Genomic DNA, 16,902 nt, shown 5'->3' with positions numbered 1-16,902 from the left:
AGGAGGTTTTAACCCTCCTGATTTTATCTCTTTATCATGTAATGAAAATGGGAAGGTTTAACCTTCCCATTTTTCATTTTGCTATCTTAATAATAAGAGTGTTCGCCATGTTGGTGCTCGGTAATATCCCTTACTCCTACCAGTTCATCTGGGAACATCATAAGCAGCTGTTTTTCAATGCCTTCTTTTAATGTTACATCAACCATTGAGCAGCCATTGCAACCACCACCAAATTGAAGAACAGCATATTTGTCCTCTGTTACCTCAATCAGTGTTACTTTACCACCATGACTGGCTAACTGAGGGTTTACTTGGGTTTGAATCACATAATCTAAACGCTCAATAAAAGGAGCATCATCTGCTACTTTACGCATTTTGGCGTTCGGGGCTTTTAAAGTAAGTTGAGAGCCCATTGGATCGGTAACATAATCAATTTCTGCCTCGTCTAAAAACGGTAAACTTACATCATCGACAAAAGCTGAAAAATTATTAAAAGTAAATTCAGTATCTGTCTCTTCCACGGCATTTGATGGGCAATAAGACACGCCACATTCAGCATTTGGTGTTCCTGGATTTACTACAAAAATACGGATGTTGGTTCCTTCTTCTTGCTGTTCTAATAATCGGGCAAAATGTGCTTGAGCCGGATCTGAAATTGAAATATGAATCGTTTGTTCTGTCATTTCGAGTAATCCTATTTTCAAAATATTCTATTAAATTTATCAACTATTTTACGCCTGAATTTTAAAATTGCCTAGCTAAAAAATAGGTGTAAATTTTTAACAAAAAGTACAAAAAGTATTTTGAACGCTGGCTTATCTAGCAGCTCTTAGGCGGTGAACAAAATTGTTAGAATTTTGTGAGTAAGATTTAACCGCTTGTAGAAGAATGTGATTAACTATTTATGGTTATCTTTCATGCCGAGCTTGAGCGAAAATTGATTTATTTCAAATTTTAGAGAGGGAAAGTGTAAAAAAGTGGGGGTTTTTCTAGCCATAGAGGGCGATTTTTAGGTAAAATACGGCGATTATTTTTTAGTTAACCTTTTGTTACAAAAAATCGACAACAAAAGGGGAAAACAGATTTGAGAACTTAATGTGGCTTTTAAAAATAAGTGGGGGAATCATCGTTTATTTTTAGTTCAGGCTGCGGCTCAATAGAAGCGATTGCGTTATACGCAATCATATTTTTAACCCAAAAGAAAAGTAGTGCAAACAATATGATTACAATCAAAAAAGGCTTAGATCTTCCAATTTCGGGAAAACCTGAGCAAGTAATCCATAACGGTAATACCGTTACTGAAGTTGCTATGCTTGGTGAAGAATATGTGGGAATGCGTCCTTCAATGAAGGTACGTGAAGGTGATGTGGTTAAGAAAGGTCAAGTTCTTTTTGAAGATAAAAAGAATCCGGGCGTTCTCTTTACTGCTCCTGCAAGCGGAACTGTTACGGCGATTAACCGTGGCGAAAAACGCGTTCTTCAATCCGTAGTAATTAAAGTTGAGGGTGATGAGCAAATTACCTTTGCTCGTTATGAAGCCGGTGAGCTTGCCTCACTAACTTCAGAGCAAGTAAAACAAAACTTAGTAGAATCAGGTTTATGGATTGCATTCCGTACTCGTCCATTTAGCAAAGTGCCTGCATTAGATGCAATTCCTTCGTCTATCTTTGTTAATGCGATGGATACTAATCCGCTTGCAGCTAATCCTGAAGTGATTATTGCAGAACATCAACAAGCTTTCTTCGATGGCTTAACGGTGTTAAGTCGTTTATTTGATGGCAGTAAGACCATTCATCTTTGCGGTGGTGCTGATTCTAATATCTTAAATGCGGCACAGAGTCGTCAGATTCAAAATGTGGAAACTAACCGTTTCAAAGGCCCGCACCCAGCAGGTCTTGCCGGCACGCATATCCACTTTATCGATCCTGTCGGTGCAACCAAACAAGTTTGGTATTTGAACTATCAAGATGTTATCGCCATCGGTAAATTATTTACAACTGGTGAATTATTTACAGATCGCGTTGTGTCTTTAGCCGGTCCACAAGTGAAAAATCCTCGTTTAGTGCGTACGCGTTTAGGTGCTAACCTTTCACAATTAACGTCTGGCGAGTTAAATGAAGGTGAAAACCGTGTAATTTCCGGTTCTGTATTAAGCGGTGCTACCGCAGCAGGCCCGGTAGATTACTTAGGTCGCTATGCGTTACAAGTTTCGGTATTGTTAGAAGGTCGTGAAAAAGCCTTCTTCGGTATGATCGCACCTTACTCAGACAAATATTCTATTACTCGTACAACCTTAGGTCATTTTGCGAAGAAATTATTTAATTTCACGACAGCAGTTCATGGTAGTGAGCGCGCAATGGTGCCAACAGGTGCTTATGAGCGTGTAATGCCGTTAGATATTCTGCCTACGTTATTGTTACGTGATTTGGCTGCGAGCGATACTGACTCTGCTCAAGCATTAGGCTGTTTAGAGTTAGATGAAGAAGATTTAGCGTTATGTACTTTTGTGTGTTCAGGTAAAAACAACTGGGGACCATTATTACGTCAAGCGTTAGATAAGATCGAGAAGGATGGTTAAAAATGGGTTTAAAAAATCTTTTTGAAAAAATGGAACCCGCTTTCCATAAAGGTGGAAAGTATGAAAAATGGTACACGCTATTTGAAGCTGCTTATACTATTTTCTACACACCAGGTACAGTAACTCGTAAAGATGCTCACGTGCGTGATGCAATTGACTCTAAGCGTATGATGTTAATTGTTTGGTTAGCATTATTCCCTGCGATGTTCTATGGAATGTACAATGTTGGTGCACAAGGTATTTTGGCAGCTCTTAAAATGGGAACATTAACCGATTTAATTGCAAACGACTGGCACTATAGTTTCGCTAATAGCTTAGGTTCTGTAACCGAAGCAGGTTGGGGAACTAAAATGGTGTTAGGTGCAACTTATTTCCTTCCTATCTACTTAACTGTATTTGCAGTAGGTGGCTTCTGGGAAGTGGTATTTGCAATGGTGCGCAAGCATGAAATTAACGAAGGTTTCTTTGTTACGTCTATTTTACTTGCACTTATCGTTCCACCAACATTGCCACTATGGCAAGCAGCTCTTGCGACAACCTTTGGTGTTGTGGTCGCAAAAGAGGTCTTTGGTGGTGTAGGGAAAAACTTTATGAACCCTGCACTTGCTGGTCGTGCATTCCTATTCTTTGCATATCCGGGTCAGATTTCCGGTGATGCAGTATGGGTTGCAGCAGATGGTTTTTCAGGTGCAACAGCACTTTCTCAATGGGCTGTCGGTGGACAAGCTGCACTAAAACACGTTGCAACAGGTGAAACTATCACTTGGATGGATGCGTTTTTAGGTAATATTCCGGGTTCTATTGGTGAAACATCAACTTTAATGTTGATCATTGGTGCGGCAATTATTGTCTTTGCTCGTATTGCATCATGGAGAATTATTGCAGGTGTTATGATTGGTATGGCTGCAACGGCAACATTATTTAATGTTATCGGTTCAGATACAAACCCATTATTCTCAATGCCTTGGCACTGGCACTTAGTTTTAGGTGGTTTTGCATTAGGTATGTTCTTTATGGCAACCGACCCGGTATCTGCAGCCTTTACGAATAAAGGTAAATGGGCATACGGTATTTTAATCGGCTTTATGTGCGTTTTAATCCGTGTAGCCAACCCGGCATATCCGGAAGGTATGATGTTAGCGATCTTATTTGCTAACTTATTTGCTCCAATCTTCGACTACTTAGTAGTTCAAGGTAATATCAAACGCAGATTAGCGAGGGTAGCAAACAATGGCTAAATTTAATAAAGATAGCGTTGGCGGTACACTAACCGTTGTGGTTTTATTAAGTTTAATTTGTTCTCTTATCGTAGCTGGTGCTGCGGTGTTGTTAAAACCAACACAAGATATTCAGAAACAACTTGATAAACAGAAAAACATCTTACAAGCGGCCGGTTTATTGCAAAAAGATACTAATGTGCAAGAAACCTATGCAAAATTTATTGAGCCGAAAGTTGTTGATTTGGCAACAGGTGATTATGTTGAAGGCATGAAAGATTTTGATGCTCGTGCAGCAGCAAAAGATCCTGCAAAAAGCGTTGTAATCAGTCCTGCTGATGATAAGGCAAATATCAAAGTGCGTGCTAAATATGCGGAAGTCTATTTAGTAAAAGACGAAGCTGGTAAAACGACCCAAGTAGTATTGCCAATGCACGGCAATGGTTTATGGTCAATTATGTATGGCTTTGTCGCGGTTCAACCTGATGCTAATACTATCAATGGTATTACTTACTATGAGCAGGGAGAAACAGCAGGCTTAGGTGGGGAAATTGCAAACCCTAACTGGCAAAAAAACTTTGTAGGCAAGAAATTATTTAATGAGCAAAATGAAGTCGCTTTAAGAGTCGGTAAGGGAGCTTCAGCCGATAAAGATCATGGTGTTGATGGTTTATCCGGTGCAACATTAACTTCAAACGGTGTTGATGGTTCATTTAAATATTGGTTTGGTCAAAACGGCTTTGGTCCATATTTAGCAAAATTTAAAGCAGCAATGGGAGCTAACTAATGGCAGACAATAACAATCTTAAAAAATTATTGTTATCGCCTATCGCAGATAACAACCCAATTGCACTACAGATCTTAGGTATCTGTTCTGCACTTGCGGTAACTACTCAATTACAAACAGCAGTAGTAATGGCGATTGCGGTAAGTTTAGTTACTGCATTCTCAAGTATGTTCATTTCAATGATTCGCAACTATATCCCAAATAGTATCCGTATCATTGTACAGATGGCGATTATTGCATCACTTGTAATTTTGGTTGACCAAATTTTACGTGCGTATGCTTACGATCTTTCAAAACAGTTATCGGTATTTGTTGGTTTGATTATTACTAACTGTATCGTAATGGGACGAGCAGAAGCATTCGCAATGAAATCAGGTCCGGTTGAAAGTTTTGTGGATGGTATTGGTAACGGCTTAGGCTACGGTGCAATGTTAATTATTGTTGCATTTTTACGTGAATTAATCGGTTCAGGTAAAATCTTCGGTATCACTATTCTTGAAACTGTGCAAAATGGCGGTTGGTATCAAGCAAACGGTCTATTCTTATTAGCACCAAGTGCGTTCTTCATTATCGGATTTGTAATCTGGGGAATTAGAACGTGGAAACCGGAACAAGTGGAGAAATAAGATGGAACAACTTCTTAGTATCTTTGTTAAGTCCGTATTTATTGAAAATATGGCACTTTCTTTCTTCCTTGGTATGTGTACATTCCTCGCGGTGTCTAAGAAAGTTTCAACAGCATTTGGTTTAGGTATTGCGGTAATTGTAGTACTTGGTATTTCTGTACCGGCTAACCAGTTAGTTTATGAACACGTTTTAAAAGATGGTGCATTAGTTGAAGGGGTAGATTTAAGCTTCTTAAACTTCATTACCTTTATCGGTGTAATTGCAGGTATTGTACAGATCCTTGAAATGGTATTAGATAAATACTTCCCGGCACTTTATAGTGCATTAGGTATTTTCTTACCACTTATCACAGTAAACTGTGCAATTTTTGGTGGAGTATCTTTTATGGTACAGCGCGAATACAACTTTGCAGAATCTGTAGTATATGGTATTGGTGCTGGTACAGGTTGGATGTTAGCTATCGTAGCTCTTGCAGGTTTAACCGAGAAAATGAAATATTCTGATGTACCTGCCGGCTTGCGTGGTTTAGGTATTACCTTCATCACAGTTGGTTTAATGGCGTTAGGCTTTATGTCATTCTCAGGCATTCAATTATAAGGAGCATATCGTGGATAGTAATTTTATTTTCGGTATTATCGCATTTACGGCTCTGGTATTAGTGCTTGCGGTGATTATCCTGTTTGCTAAATCTAAATTAGTGGATTCTGGCGATATTACAATCTCAATTAACAATGACCCTGAAAAAGGCATTACCTTACCTGCGGGCGGAAAATTACTTGGTGCTTTAGCGAGCAAAGGAATTTTCGTATCTTCAGCTTGTGGTGGCGGTGGCTCTTGTGGTCAATGTAAAGTACAAGTGAAATCAGGCGGTGGTGAAATTCTTCCGACCGAGTTATCACACATTTCGAAGAAAGAAGCGAAAGAAGGCTGGCGTTTAGCGTGCCAAGTAAACGTGAAATCTTCAATGGACGTTGAATTACCGGAAGAAATCTTCGGCGTGAAAAAATGGCAATGTACTGTTATTTCTAACGACAATAAAGCAACCTTTATTAAAGAGCTTAAATTGGCAATTCCGGAAGGAGAAGAAGTACCATTCCGTGCCGGTGGTTATATCCAAATTGAAGCAGAGCCTCATACAGTTCACTATAAAGACTTCGATATTCCGAAAGAGTATCACGAAGACTGGGATAAATTTGACTTATGGCGTTATGTATCGAAAGTGGACGAGCATATCATTCGTGCTTACTCAATGGCCTCATATCCAGAAGAGAAAGGCATTATTATGCTGAATGTGCGTATTGCGACACCTCCACCGCGTAACCCAGATGTACCACCAGGTCAAATGTCTTCTTACATTTGGTCTCTCAAAGCGGGTGATAAAGTGACCATCTCTGGTCCATTCGGTGAGTTCTTTGCAAAAGATACCGATAATGAAATGGTATTTATCGGTGGTGGTGCAGGTATGGCTCCAATGCGTTCACATATCTTCGACCAGCTCAAACGTTTGAAATCAAAACGTAAAATGACTTTCTGGTACGGTGCACGTTCTGAGCGTGAGATGTTCTATGTGGAAGATTTCAATATGCTTCAAGAAGAGAACGATAACTTCAAATGGTATGTTGCGCTTTCAGATCCTTTACCGGGTGATAATGAAGAATACTACCGTGGTTTCATTCACAATGTGCTTTATGAAAACTACCTGAAAAATCATGAAGCACCGGAAGATTGTGAATACTATATGTGTGGTCCACCGGTGATGAATGCAGCCGTAATCGGTATGCTGAAGAGTTTAGGCGTTGAAGACGAGAACATCTTATTAGATGATTTTGGTGGTTAATACTTAACTTCACAATCACAAGCGGTGCGTTTTGCAGAATTTTTTGCAAAATGCACCGCTTGATTTAGTTCATAATGGAAAATTCTTAAAAGATAATTTTCCATTATGAATTGCAGGATGGGGCTTACCCCACCATTTAACTAATTTACATTATAATGGTGGCAAGCCACCTTACAGGAATACTATGAAATTAAAAAGAGTGCTTTCTTTTGCAATTTTCTCGCTGTTTTTAACCGCTTGTGAGAAAGCCCCGGAACAAATTACCTTACAAGGTAAAACAATGGGGACAACTTACACAGTAAAATATATTGATAACGGTGAAGTGAAGAATCTGGCTTCGTCTGATACAGTGAAAAATGAGTTGGATAAACTATTGATTGAGGTGAACAATCAAATGTCCACTTACCAAAATGATTCAGAAATAAGCCGTTTTAATCAACTAAAACAAGCCAATCAAGCGGTCGAAATTTCAAAAGATTTTGCAAAGGTGGTGCAAGAGGCTATTCGTTTAAATAGCGTTACCGAAGGGGCATTAGATGTAACGGTTGGACCCTTGGTAAACCTTTGGGGATTCGGACCTGATAAACGTTTAAACAAAGTGCCATCAGATGAACAGATTGCAGAACGTTCCACCTATGTTGGCATTGATAAAATAGCAGTACAACTTGAACCTAAGCCAATCCTCACTAAATTAGTACCCAACCTTTATTTGGATTTATCTGCGATTGCTAAAGGTTTTGGAGTAGATAAGTTAGCCGAATATCTTGAGCAGATTGGGGTGAGCAACTACTTAGTTGAAATCGGTGGTGAATTACGTGGTAAAGGTAAAAATCTCCAAGGGCTAGATTGGCGAATTGCAATTGAACAGCCTATAATGGCTCAAGCACAAACGGCTCAAATTACTGTACCGTTACATAATTTAGCTATGGCAACTTCGGGAAACTACCGCAATTATTTTGAAGATGAAAAAGGTAATCGCCTTTCACATATTATTGACCCGAAGCAATTACGCCCGGTCAGCCATAATTTAGCATCAATTACAGTATTGGCTCCTACAACAATGACCGCAGACGGTTTATCCACAGGTTTATTTGTTTTAGGACCGGAAAAAGCCCTGCAAGTAGCAGAGCGTGAAAAATTGGCAATTTTTTTAATTATTAAAAACGGTGAGACATTTGAAACGCAAATGTCGAGTGAATTTAAAAAACTAATTCAATAAAGAGTGGGAGTGCACAATGGAAACATTATTATTAACTTTCGGATTTTTTGTTGCTGTGATTTTCGCAATGTCGATTGGATTTATTGTCAAAGGCAAAACCATCAAAGGTAGTTGTGGTGGCATTACTGCATTAGGCATGAAGAAAATGTGCGACTGCGAGGAGCCTTGTGATAATTTGAAATCAAAAATTGCAGATGGTACTGCCGATCCGGAAGAAGTTGCTCGTTTTAACAAAGAACCGCAATTTTACGAGGTGAAATAGTGAGTGCTTTTTCTTAAAGAGAAAGCTCATTTTCATAAGCAAGCAGTTAAATTTACCTAAACTTTTGCATTACAGAGGGTGAAAGATTTTTCGCCCCTATATTTTTACTAACCAAGTGCTTCGCCTTAACCGAAGTTACGGGAGAATTATGTCAAATCAATTAACTTCAAAAACTTATCAAACCCATTTCCCCAAATTGACTACTGAACAGCTTGCTGAAAATGGTCAGAAAAAAGTGATTATCGGCATGTCCGGTGGAGTGGATTCTTCGGTGTCTGCTTTTATTCTTCAACAACAAGGTTACCAAGTGGAAGGCCTCTTTATGAAGAATTGGGAAGAGGATGATGATACTGATTATTGTACCGCTGCGGCAGATCTGGCTGATGCTCAAGCGGTTGCCGATAAATTAGGAATGAAGCTACATAAAATTAATTTTGCGGCGGAATATTGGGATAATGTGTTTGAGTATTTTTTAGCGGAATACAAAGCAGGGCGTACGCCAAACCCCGATATTTTATGCAATAAAGAGATTAAATTTAAAGCCTTTCTGGAATATGCAGCAGAAGATTTAGGGGCAGATTATATTGCAACAGGGCATTATGTTCGCCGTAGCTTTGATGAAAATGCAAAATTATTGCGTGGTTTGGATGAGAATAAAGATCAAAGCTATTTTCTCTATGCATTAAACAAAAAGCAGATCGGGCAGAGTTTATTTCCGGTGGGCGAAATTGAAAAGCCGATTGTGCGTGCTATTGCGGAGGATTTGGGTTTAGCAACTGCGAAGAAAAAAGATTCCACCGGTATCTGTTTTATCGGTGAACGCAAGTTTAAAGATTTTTTGGCACGCTACCTACCGGCTCAACCGGGAGAAATTCGCACGGTTGAAGGCAAAGTAGTAGGCCGTCATGATGGATTGATGTACCACACTCTCGGTCAGCGTAAAGGTTTGGGTATTGGTGGGGTGAAAGGTTTAAGCGAAGATCCGTTTTATGTGGTAGAAAAAGATCTGATTAACAATGTGTTAATTGTCGCTCAAGGGCATGATAATTCTGCTTTGTTGTCCAGCGGTTTAATTGCTAAGCAGCTGACTTGGGTAGATATGCAGCCGTTGCGTGAGAATTTACGTTGTACAGTGAAAACACGTTATCGCCAAGCAGATATTCCGTGTGAAATCCAAGTGATTGATGATGAAACTATCCGTGTGGTGTTTGATGAGCCTCAAATTGCGGTAACACCGGGGCAATCAGCGGTATTTTATCAAGGTGAAGTTTGCTTAGGTGGCGGTATTATCGAAACACAATTAAAATTATTGTAAATAAATATTGAAATATTATGCATATTTATGCAGAATAAGCATCAGTTTAAGGCGGTAAAACGCCTTTTTCATTTTCACAGTATACAAGGAATAAAAATATGGCTCTTTGGGGTGGACGTTTTACACAACAAGCGGATGCAAAATTTAAATATTTTAATGACTCGCTACGCTTTGACTATCGCTTAGCAATCCAAGATATCGAAGGTTCTATTGGTTGGGCAAAAGCTATTACCACGGTGGGAATTTTAACTGAAGGCGAATTGGAAAAATTAATTGCCGCACTCAATGAAGTACGAACAGAGGTGGAATCTAATCTGGCAATTATTTTAAAAGATGATGCGGAAGATATTCACAGCTGGGTAGAATCAAAGCTTATCGAAAAGGTCGGTGATTTAGGGAAAAAATTACACACAGGCCGCAGCCGTAATGACCAAGTAGCGGTAGACATTAAAATGTGGTGTAAAGTTCAAGCAGTAGCTTTACAAGAGAGAATTCGTGCGTTACAAGAACGTTTAGTTTCTGTTGCAGGAGAAAATCAATCTTCTGTTATGCCGGGCTACACCCATTTACAACGTGCCCAGCCAGTGACTTTTGCCCATTGGTGTATGGCATATTACGAAATGCTTGAGCGTGATTTCAGCCGTTTGAGTGATGCTAACAAACGTATGAGCACTTGCCCGCTTGGTTCTGGTGCTTTAGCAGGTACGGCTTACGGAATTGACCGTGACTTATTGGCTCGTAATTTAGGTTTTGAAGAGGCAACTCGCAACAGTTTAGACAGCGTTTCAGACCGTGATCATATTTTGGAACTGCTTTCGACGGCTTCAATCAGTATGGTGCATTTATCTCGTTTTGCTGAGGATTTAATTATTTTCAATAGTGGTGAGTCTGGTTTCCTTGAAATGTCCGATCGTGTGACTTCAGGTTCATCTCTCATGCCACAAAAGAAAAATCCCGATGCTTGCGAGCTAATTCGTGGTAAATCAGGGCGGGTATTCGGTGCGTTAACCGGCTTATTAACCACCTTAAAAGGCTTGCCGCTCGCTTATAATAAAGATATGCAAGAAGATAAAGAAGGTATTTTTGATGCTCTTGAAACCTGGCAAGCGTGTTTAGAAATTGCAGAGCTTGTTCTAGTTGATATTCAGGTTAATACAGAACGTACTCGTGAAGCAGCTCAACAGGGGTATGCAAATGCAACTGAATTGGCTGATTATCTGGTTGCAAAAGGCGTGCCGTTCCGTGAAGCTCACCATATTGTGGGCGAAGCTGTTGTTTATGCAATCAGCAAAAAAGAGCCTCTTGAAGCCTTGAGCATTGCGGAATTCCAACAATTTCATCAGAGTATTGGTGATGATGTTTACCCGATTCTATCATTAGAATCTTGCTTGGAAAAACGTTGTGCTAAGGGAGGTGTTAACCCACAGCGGGTGTCAGAAGCGATTGCAGCAGCAAAAGCGGCTTTGTCCTCTTACTAGCTTTCTACAAGCGGTCAGATTTTACGTAAAATTTACGTACTATCCTCGCACTTTATATCACAGGTAAAGAAGTGCTTTTAAGGCAAGTGTTTGTGTAAAATTTTTGCTAAATATGACCGCTTGAAAATGAAAATTTCAATAATTTTGCTTGTGAAGATTGCAAAATAGGCATTACCTCTTTAAACTTCCGAATAATTTTTGAATTTTTATTTCTAACATTTTATTTTAAAGAGTTTTGTATGATGAAATCAGTTAATTCTCAGCAAGAACAGCTTCATGTAAATGGGGATGGATTAACCTTAGGACAACAATTAAGGGCTGCCCGTGAGGCGTTAAATCTTTCAATTGCAGATGTTGCACTAAAAACTAACTTAAAAAAATCACACATCGAGTCGCTTGAGAATGATATTTTCATTTTAAAAAATGTAGCCCCTACCTTTGTGCGTGGTTATGTGCGTAATTATGTTAAATTTTTACGTCTGCCAGAGGCACTGATTTCAAGTGTAAACTATGGTGAAGTAACGATTCCAAAAGAAGTTACTAAGGTTTCTCCAGTTAAGCCGTCTTCGAATTCGCAAGGTCGTTCATTAAAATATTTAACTATTTTAGTGTTATTGGCTGCATTAGGAATGACCTTATTATGGTGGTGGCAGGGTTATAAAAAAGATCAGGAAAATCGTGAGCAGCTAGTCAATTCTGCTCCTATTAATATAGAAGCAGTTGGCACTTCGAATGAAACAACGGCCACAACTCAATCTATCCCTGTACAACAGTCGATTGTGCCTGTGACAACATCTGAAATAGCACCAACGGTTGCAACAACAGAGCCTGCATTGACGGAAAAAGTTGAGGTAGTTGCTCCAACAGAGGCAAAACCTTCATTAGATGAAGTGCCTGCAGCAACAGAAACTACTCAAAGTGAGACGGTAAATATTTTACAGAATACACAAGCTGAAGGTGCACAAACGCAAGCTACAGAGCAGCAGCAAGCTGCAATTGGTAATGATGAGCTACGTATTGAGATTACCGGCCCACAAAGTTGGATTACCGTGCGTGGTGCTAAAAACAAACGATTGGCTGAGAAGCTTTATAATAATGGTGAAACCTTAACTTTTAATGATAATGAGCAATACCGCTTAACTATCGGGGCTCCGGCAAATGTGAAGCTTTACTATAAGGGACAGGAAGTGCCATTAAAAATTGATGGTCGTGTCGCACGTATTCGTTTACCACTACAATAATTTCATCAGATGAAAAACGCACGGCAAGTTAGCAAGAAGATTGCTCTCTTGGCGAGCGTTTTCTGCTTTATAATTTTTAACTATTATTTGAGACTATGATACATCAATCACCTATTAAACGCCGTGTATCGAAAAAAATCTATGTCGGCAATGTACCTGTTGGCGGTGATGCACCGATTACGGTTCAATCTATGACGAACACACGCACAACAGATGTAGAAGCAACGGTTGCTCAAATCAAAGCTTTAGAGCGTGTTGGGGCGGATATTGTGCGAGTTTCTGTACCGACAATGGATGCTGCAGAGGCTTTTAAAGTCATTAAACAGCAGGTGAATGTACCGCTTGTTGCTGATATTCACTTTGATTACCGTATTGCCTTAAAAGTGGCAGAATATGGCGTGGATTGTTTGCGTATCAATCCAGGTAATATCGGGAATGAAGAACGTATCCGTGCAGTGGTTGATTGTGCCAGAGATAAGAATATCCCGATTCGTATCGGGGTAAATGCAGGATCTCTTGAACGTGATCTACAAGAAAAATACGGTGAGCCGACACCACAAGCTTTATTAGAATCTGCTTTGCGTCATGTGGATCACTTAGATCGTTTAAACTTCGATCAATTTAAAGTTAGCGTAAAAGCATCAGATGTATTTCTAGCGGTCGAATCTTATCGACTTCTTGCAAAGCAGATCGATCAGCCTCTGCATTTAGGTATCACTGAAGCAGGAGGGGCAAGAGCCGGCTCGGTTAAATCAGCAGTTGGGTTAGGCTTGCTTTTAGCAGAAGGTATTGGCGATACATTACGTATTTCGCTTGCAGCTGATCCGGTGGAAGAAATTAAAGTGGGTTTTGATATTTTAAAATCGTTGCGGATTCGTTCCCGTGGTATTAACTTTATCGCATGTCCAACCTGTTCCCGTCAGGAAATTGATGTGATTGCAACAGTTAATGCTTTAGAGCAGCGTTTAGAGGATATTATTACGCCAATGGATGTGTCGATCATCGGCTGTGTCGTAAATGGTCCGGGCGAAGCATTGATTTCCGATTTGGGCGTAACCGGCAGTAATAAAATGAGTGGTTTCTATTTAGACGGTATTCGCCAAAAAGAGCGTTTTGATAACGATAAATTAATTGATCAACTAGAAGCAAAAATTCGTGCAAAAGTCGCACAACAACATAATCGTATAGATATTGAACAAGTAGGATAAATAACGTGGCAAAGACAATTCAAGCAATTCGTGGAATGAATGACTGTTCCCCATCAGAATCTCCTTTATGGCAATGGGTTGAGGGGAAGGTACGTAATGTATTAGCTAACTATGGTTATGCGGAAGTGCGTATGCCGATTGTAGAAAGCACGCCTTTATTTGCCCGTGCTATCGGTGAGGTTACTGATGTTGTCTCTAAAGAGATGTACACTTTCTGGGATAACGATGAGCAATTGACTCTACGTCCGGAAGGTACTGCAGGTTGCGTACGTGCAGCAATTGAGCGTGGTTGGATCTATAATAATGAGCAACGTTTATGGTATATGGGGCCGATGTTTAGACACGAGCGTCCGCAAAAAGGCCGCTATCGCCAGTTCCACCAAGCCGGTGTAGAAGTATTTGGTATTCCTAATCCGGAAATTGATGCGGAATTAATTATTTTAACTGCACGTTTGTGGAAAGAATTGGGGATAGAGAAGCATGTTTCACTTCAGCTTAACTCAATCGGTTCGCTTGAAGCTCGTGCGAATTATCGCTCGGCATTGGTAAAATTTTTAGAAAATCACACCGCTTTAATGAGTGAGGAAGAAAAAGAGCGTTTAGTAAAAAATCCATTACGTATTCTTGATACTAAAAATGAAGCCTTGCAAGAGGTATTAAATGATGCCCCTAAATTATTAGATTATTTAGATGATGACAGCCGTGAGCATTTCGCCCAATTATGTGCTTTATTAGATGCAATGGGCATTGCATATGAAATTAATCCAAAATTAGTTCGTGGATTAGATTATTACAACAAAACGGTATTTGAATGGGTTACATCAGCATTAGGTTCGCAGGGTACAGTATGTGGTGGGGGGCGCTATGATGGTTTAGTCGAGCAGCTCGGCGGACATGCAACCCAAGGTGTTGGTTTCGCAATAGGCTTAGAGCGTCTGGTGTTGTTAGTTCAAGAAGTTAATAAAGAGATTGATTTACCGAAAGCGGTTGATGTTTATCTGGTATTCTCAGGCGAAGGTACAACGGTTAATGCGTTCCAAATTGCTGAGAAAATTCGTAGTGAATTACCTCAATTACGCGTGATGACTCACTGCTCGGGTGGTAAATTCCAAAAACAATTCAAACGTGCTGATAAAGTTGAAGCAAAAATTGCATTAGTGATTGGGGAAAGTGAAGTAGCTGAAAAACAAGTTGTGATCAAAGACTTACGTTCAGGTGCAGAGCAAAGTACCATTTTACAGGCAGATTTAATTGCTGAGTTAGCAAAGCGTTTTTAAAGAGGGAATTTATCCCTAACGGATAAGGAGAGATTAAATGAGTAATGAATATTTAAATAAAACTGAAGAGCAGCAATTTGAAGATGCAAAGAACTGGTTTAAAGAAAATGGCACCCCAATTTTGCTTGCGATCATTTTAATTTGTGCAGCCAGCTTTGGTTGGAATTTCTGGAAAAATCATCAATTGCAAACTGCACAACAAACTTCCGCGACATATCAAAATGTAATGGAAAGCTATTTGCAAAATCCAAGCAAAAATCAACCGCTTATTGAAAAGTTTATTGCGGATAATAAAGACTCAAGTTATGGAACCTTTGCTCAGTTGGAAGCCGCGAAACAAGCAGTTGAAAAAGGCGATTTTTCCGCAGCTAAAACGCTTCTGCAAGCGGCATTGACTAACCAGGATCCAACTTTACAGACTATTGCACGCTTTCGCTTAGCACAGCTTGATTATCAGTTAAAATCTTATGATGATGCACTTGCAACGCTGGCACAGGTTCAAGACAAAGTTTGGGAGTTACGTAAGCAGATCTTAACCGGTGATATTCTTGTCGCTAAGGGAGATATTCAGGCAGCAAAAGCAGCTTATGAACAAGCCAAAGCAGTGGCTTCTCCTCAAGAGCAAATTTTAATTGATGTACGATTAAATAATCTATAAACAAATAAAGCCTGCTATAGCAGGCTTTATGTTGGAGCTAAAGTAAAGCCCTGTTTTTACAGGGCTTTACTATTATAAACGCATCGGCATAATCACATATTCTGCAGAGCTGTTATCGCAATCTTCAATTAAGCAGCTTGAGCTAGAGTCCACCAAGCTAAAACGTACTCGTTGGCATTTTAGTGTATTTAATACGTCTAAAACGTAGCTAACGTTAAAACCGACTTCCATTTCTGGGCTATCGTAGGCCACATCAATTGTTTCTTCTGCTTCTTCCTGCTCAGGATTATTAGCGGTAATTTTGAGCAAGTTATTGCTTAAGGTTAAACGCACACCTCTAAATTTTTCATTTGAAAGAATAGCTGCACGCATTAAAGCACGTTTTAAGGTTTCTGTATCGGCTTCTAAAATACGATCTGCATTACGTGGCAATACACGACGATAATCAGGGAAGCGACCATCAATTAATTTCGAGGTAAAGACAATTCCATTCATCGTAATACGGATATTGCTGGAGCCGATTTCTAAGCGTACAGTTTCTCCGCTTGTAGAAACCAGGCGAGAGAGTTCAAGCACTGCTTTACGAGGCACTATCACCGAATGGGTGAGCAGTTCTTGGTTTAATGCCATAGTACAGACTGCTAAGCGGTGACCGTCTGTTGCGACTGTGCGTAATAAGTTACCTTCAGTTTCAAACTTCATGCCATTTAAGAAATAGCGGGCATCTTGGTTTGCCATTGAAAATTGTGTTGCTTCAATTAAGCGGGCAAGGGTTGATTGCTCAATAGAAAAATCGACTTCTGGTTTCCAGTCCATTAAATTAGGGTAGTCGCTTGCAGGTAAGGTCGCTAGACTAAACTTGCTACGTCCTGCTTTGATAATGGCTTTATCTTCCTCAAAAAGTACGGAAAGTACGCTATCATCCGGTAAACTTTTGCTGATGTCTAAGAATTTTTTGGCAGGAATAGTAAATTTTCCTGAAAAATCGACCGCTTGTAGTAGTTGAGCTTGGGTGGTTAACTCAACTTCTAAATCAGTGCCTGTTAAAGATAGACGATCGCCATCTACTTCAAGTAAAAGATTGTTAATTACAGGCAAGGTTGGGCGGCTACTTAATACGCTACAAGCTTGTTGTAAAGGTTTGAGTAACTGTTCTCTTGTAATAGTAATTTGCATAATTATTCCTTCATACTTAACG

The 16,902-nt window shown here is 39.7% G+C and carries 16 protein-coding genes; 14 read left to right on the top strand and 2 right to left on the bottom strand.

What is annotated here, in order from left to right; genetic code table 11:
* Positions 1-86: 86 nt before the first annotated feature.
* Positions 87-683 (bottom strand): Fe-S biogenesis protein NfuA, encoded by a 597-nt coding sequence (nfuA, locus tag A4G16_RS07005; RefSeq protein WP_165889285.1) that lies wholly within the window; start codon positions 681-683, stop codon positions 87-89.
* 536 nt (positions 684-1,219) lie between these two features.
* On the opposite strand from nfuA, the gene A4G16_RS07000 reads away from it, so the two are divergent.
* The 14 genes from A4G16_RS07000 (at position 1,220) to A4G16_RS06935 (ending at position 15,704) form a co-directional block, all read left to right on the top strand.
* Positions 1,220-2,578 (top strand): Na(+)-translocating NADH-quinone reductase subunit A, encoded by a 1,359-nt coding sequence (locus A4G16_RS07000; RefSeq protein WP_165889284.1) that lies wholly within the window; start codon positions 1,220-1,222, stop codon positions 2,576-2,578.
* A 2-nt stretch (positions 2,579-2,580) separates the two neighbouring features.
* On the top strand, positions 2,581-3,816 hold the full coding sequence (locus A4G16_RS06995; RefSeq protein WP_165889283.1) for an NADH:ubiquinone reductase (Na(+)-transporting) subunit B: 1,236 nt from the start codon (positions 2,581-2,583) through the stop codon (positions 3,814-3,816).
* A complete protein-coding gene (locus A4G16_RS06990; RefSeq protein WP_042801455.1) occupies positions 3,809-4,582 on the top strand; it encodes a Na(+)-translocating NADH-quinone reductase subunit C in 774 nt (257 codons plus the stop codon). The genes A4G16_RS06995 and A4G16_RS06990 overlap by 8 nt, the downstream gene beginning before the upstream one ends.
* Positions 4,582-5,208, top strand: a complete 627-nt coding sequence (locus tag A4G16_RS06985; RefSeq protein ID WP_025236574.1) for an NADH:ubiquinone reductase (Na(+)-transporting) subunit D — start codon at positions 4,582-4,584, stop codon at positions 5,206-5,208. The genes A4G16_RS06990 and A4G16_RS06985 overlap by 1 nt, the downstream gene beginning before the upstream one ends.
* Before the next feature lies 1 nt (position 5,209).
* Entirely contained in the window at positions 5,210-5,806 is a 597-nt protein-coding gene (nqrE, locus tag A4G16_RS06980) for an NADH:ubiquinone reductase (Na(+)-transporting) subunit E (RefSeq protein WP_027074085.1), read from the top strand.
* Between the two features lie 10 nt (positions 5,807-5,816).
* A complete protein-coding gene (nqrF, locus tag A4G16_RS06975) occupies positions 5,817-7,046 on the top strand; it encodes an NADH:ubiquinone reductase (Na(+)-transporting) subunit F (protein WP_027074086.1) in 1,230 nt (409 codons plus the stop codon).
* A 184-nt stretch (positions 7,047-7,230) separates the two neighbouring features.
* A complete protein-coding gene (locus A4G16_RS06970) occupies positions 7,231-8,265 on the top strand; it encodes an FAD:protein FMN transferase (protein ID WP_165889282.1) in 1,035 nt (344 codons plus the stop codon).
* 16 nt (positions 8,266-8,281) lie between these two features.
* Entirely contained in the window at positions 8,282-8,527 is a 246-nt protein-coding gene (nqrM, locus tag A4G16_RS06965) for a (Na+)-NQR maturation NqrM (RefSeq protein ID WP_042801447.1), read from the top strand.
* 148 nt (positions 8,528-8,675) lie between these two features.
* Positions 8,676-9,842: a tRNA 2-thiouridine(34) synthase MnmA gene (gene mnmA, locus A4G16_RS06960; protein WP_165889281.1), complete on the top strand. Its 1,167-nt coding sequence runs from the start codon at positions 8,676-8,678 to the stop codon at positions 9,840-9,842.
* Between the two features lie 98 nt (positions 9,843-9,940).
* On the top strand, positions 9,941-11,320 hold the full coding sequence (gene argH, locus A4G16_RS06955) for an argininosuccinate lyase (protein WP_165889280.1): 1,380 nt from the start codon (positions 9,941-9,943) through the stop codon (positions 11,318-11,320).
* A 239-nt stretch (positions 11,321-11,559) separates the two neighbouring features.
* The gene (locus A4G16_RS06950; RefSeq protein WP_165889279.1) at positions 11,560-12,561 is read left to right on the top strand and encodes a RodZ domain-containing protein; all 1,002 of its coding nucleotides are present in this window, start codon (positions 11,560-11,562) and stop codon (positions 12,559-12,561) included.
* Between the two features lie 95 nt (positions 12,562-12,656).
* Positions 12,657-13,769: a flavodoxin-dependent (E)-4-hydroxy-3-methylbut-2-enyl-diphosphate synthase gene (gene ispG / locus A4G16_RS06945; protein WP_165889278.1), complete on the top strand. Its 1,113-nt coding sequence runs from the start codon at positions 12,657-12,659 to the stop codon at positions 13,767-13,769.
* Positions 13,770-13,774: 5 nt separating this feature from the next.
* Positions 13,775-15,046 carry a histidine--tRNA ligase gene (gene hisS, locus A4G16_RS06940; protein ID WP_165889277.1) on the top strand — a complete coding sequence of 424 codons (1,272 nt, stop codon included), beginning with the start codon at positions 13,775-13,777 and terminating at the stop codon, positions 15,044-15,046.
* Positions 15,047-15,083: 37 nt separating this feature from the next.
* The gene (locus A4G16_RS06935) at positions 15,084-15,704 is read left to right on the top strand and encodes a YfgM family protein (RefSeq protein ID WP_165889276.1); all 621 of its coding nucleotides are present in this window, start codon (positions 15,084-15,086) and stop codon (positions 15,702-15,704) included.
* A gap of 72 nt (positions 15,705-15,776) precedes the next feature.
* On the opposite strand, the gene dnaN is transcribed toward A4G16_RS06935, so the two are convergent.
* Positions 15,777-16,880 (bottom strand): DNA polymerase III subunit beta, encoded by a 1,104-nt coding sequence (gene dnaN / locus A4G16_RS06930; protein ID WP_027074098.1) that lies wholly within the window; start codon positions 16,878-16,880, stop codon positions 15,777-15,779.
* Positions 16,881-16,902 lie beyond the last annotated feature (22 nt).

It is taken from the genome of Mannheimia granulomatis, from assembly GCF_011455695.1.
Lineage (GTDB): Bacteria > Pseudomonadota > Gammaproteobacteria > Enterobacterales > Pasteurellaceae > Mannheimia > Mannheimia granulomatis_A.
Note: the sequence above shows the minus strand (reverse complement) of the source record. Positions and strands in the feature narration are given on the sequence as shown.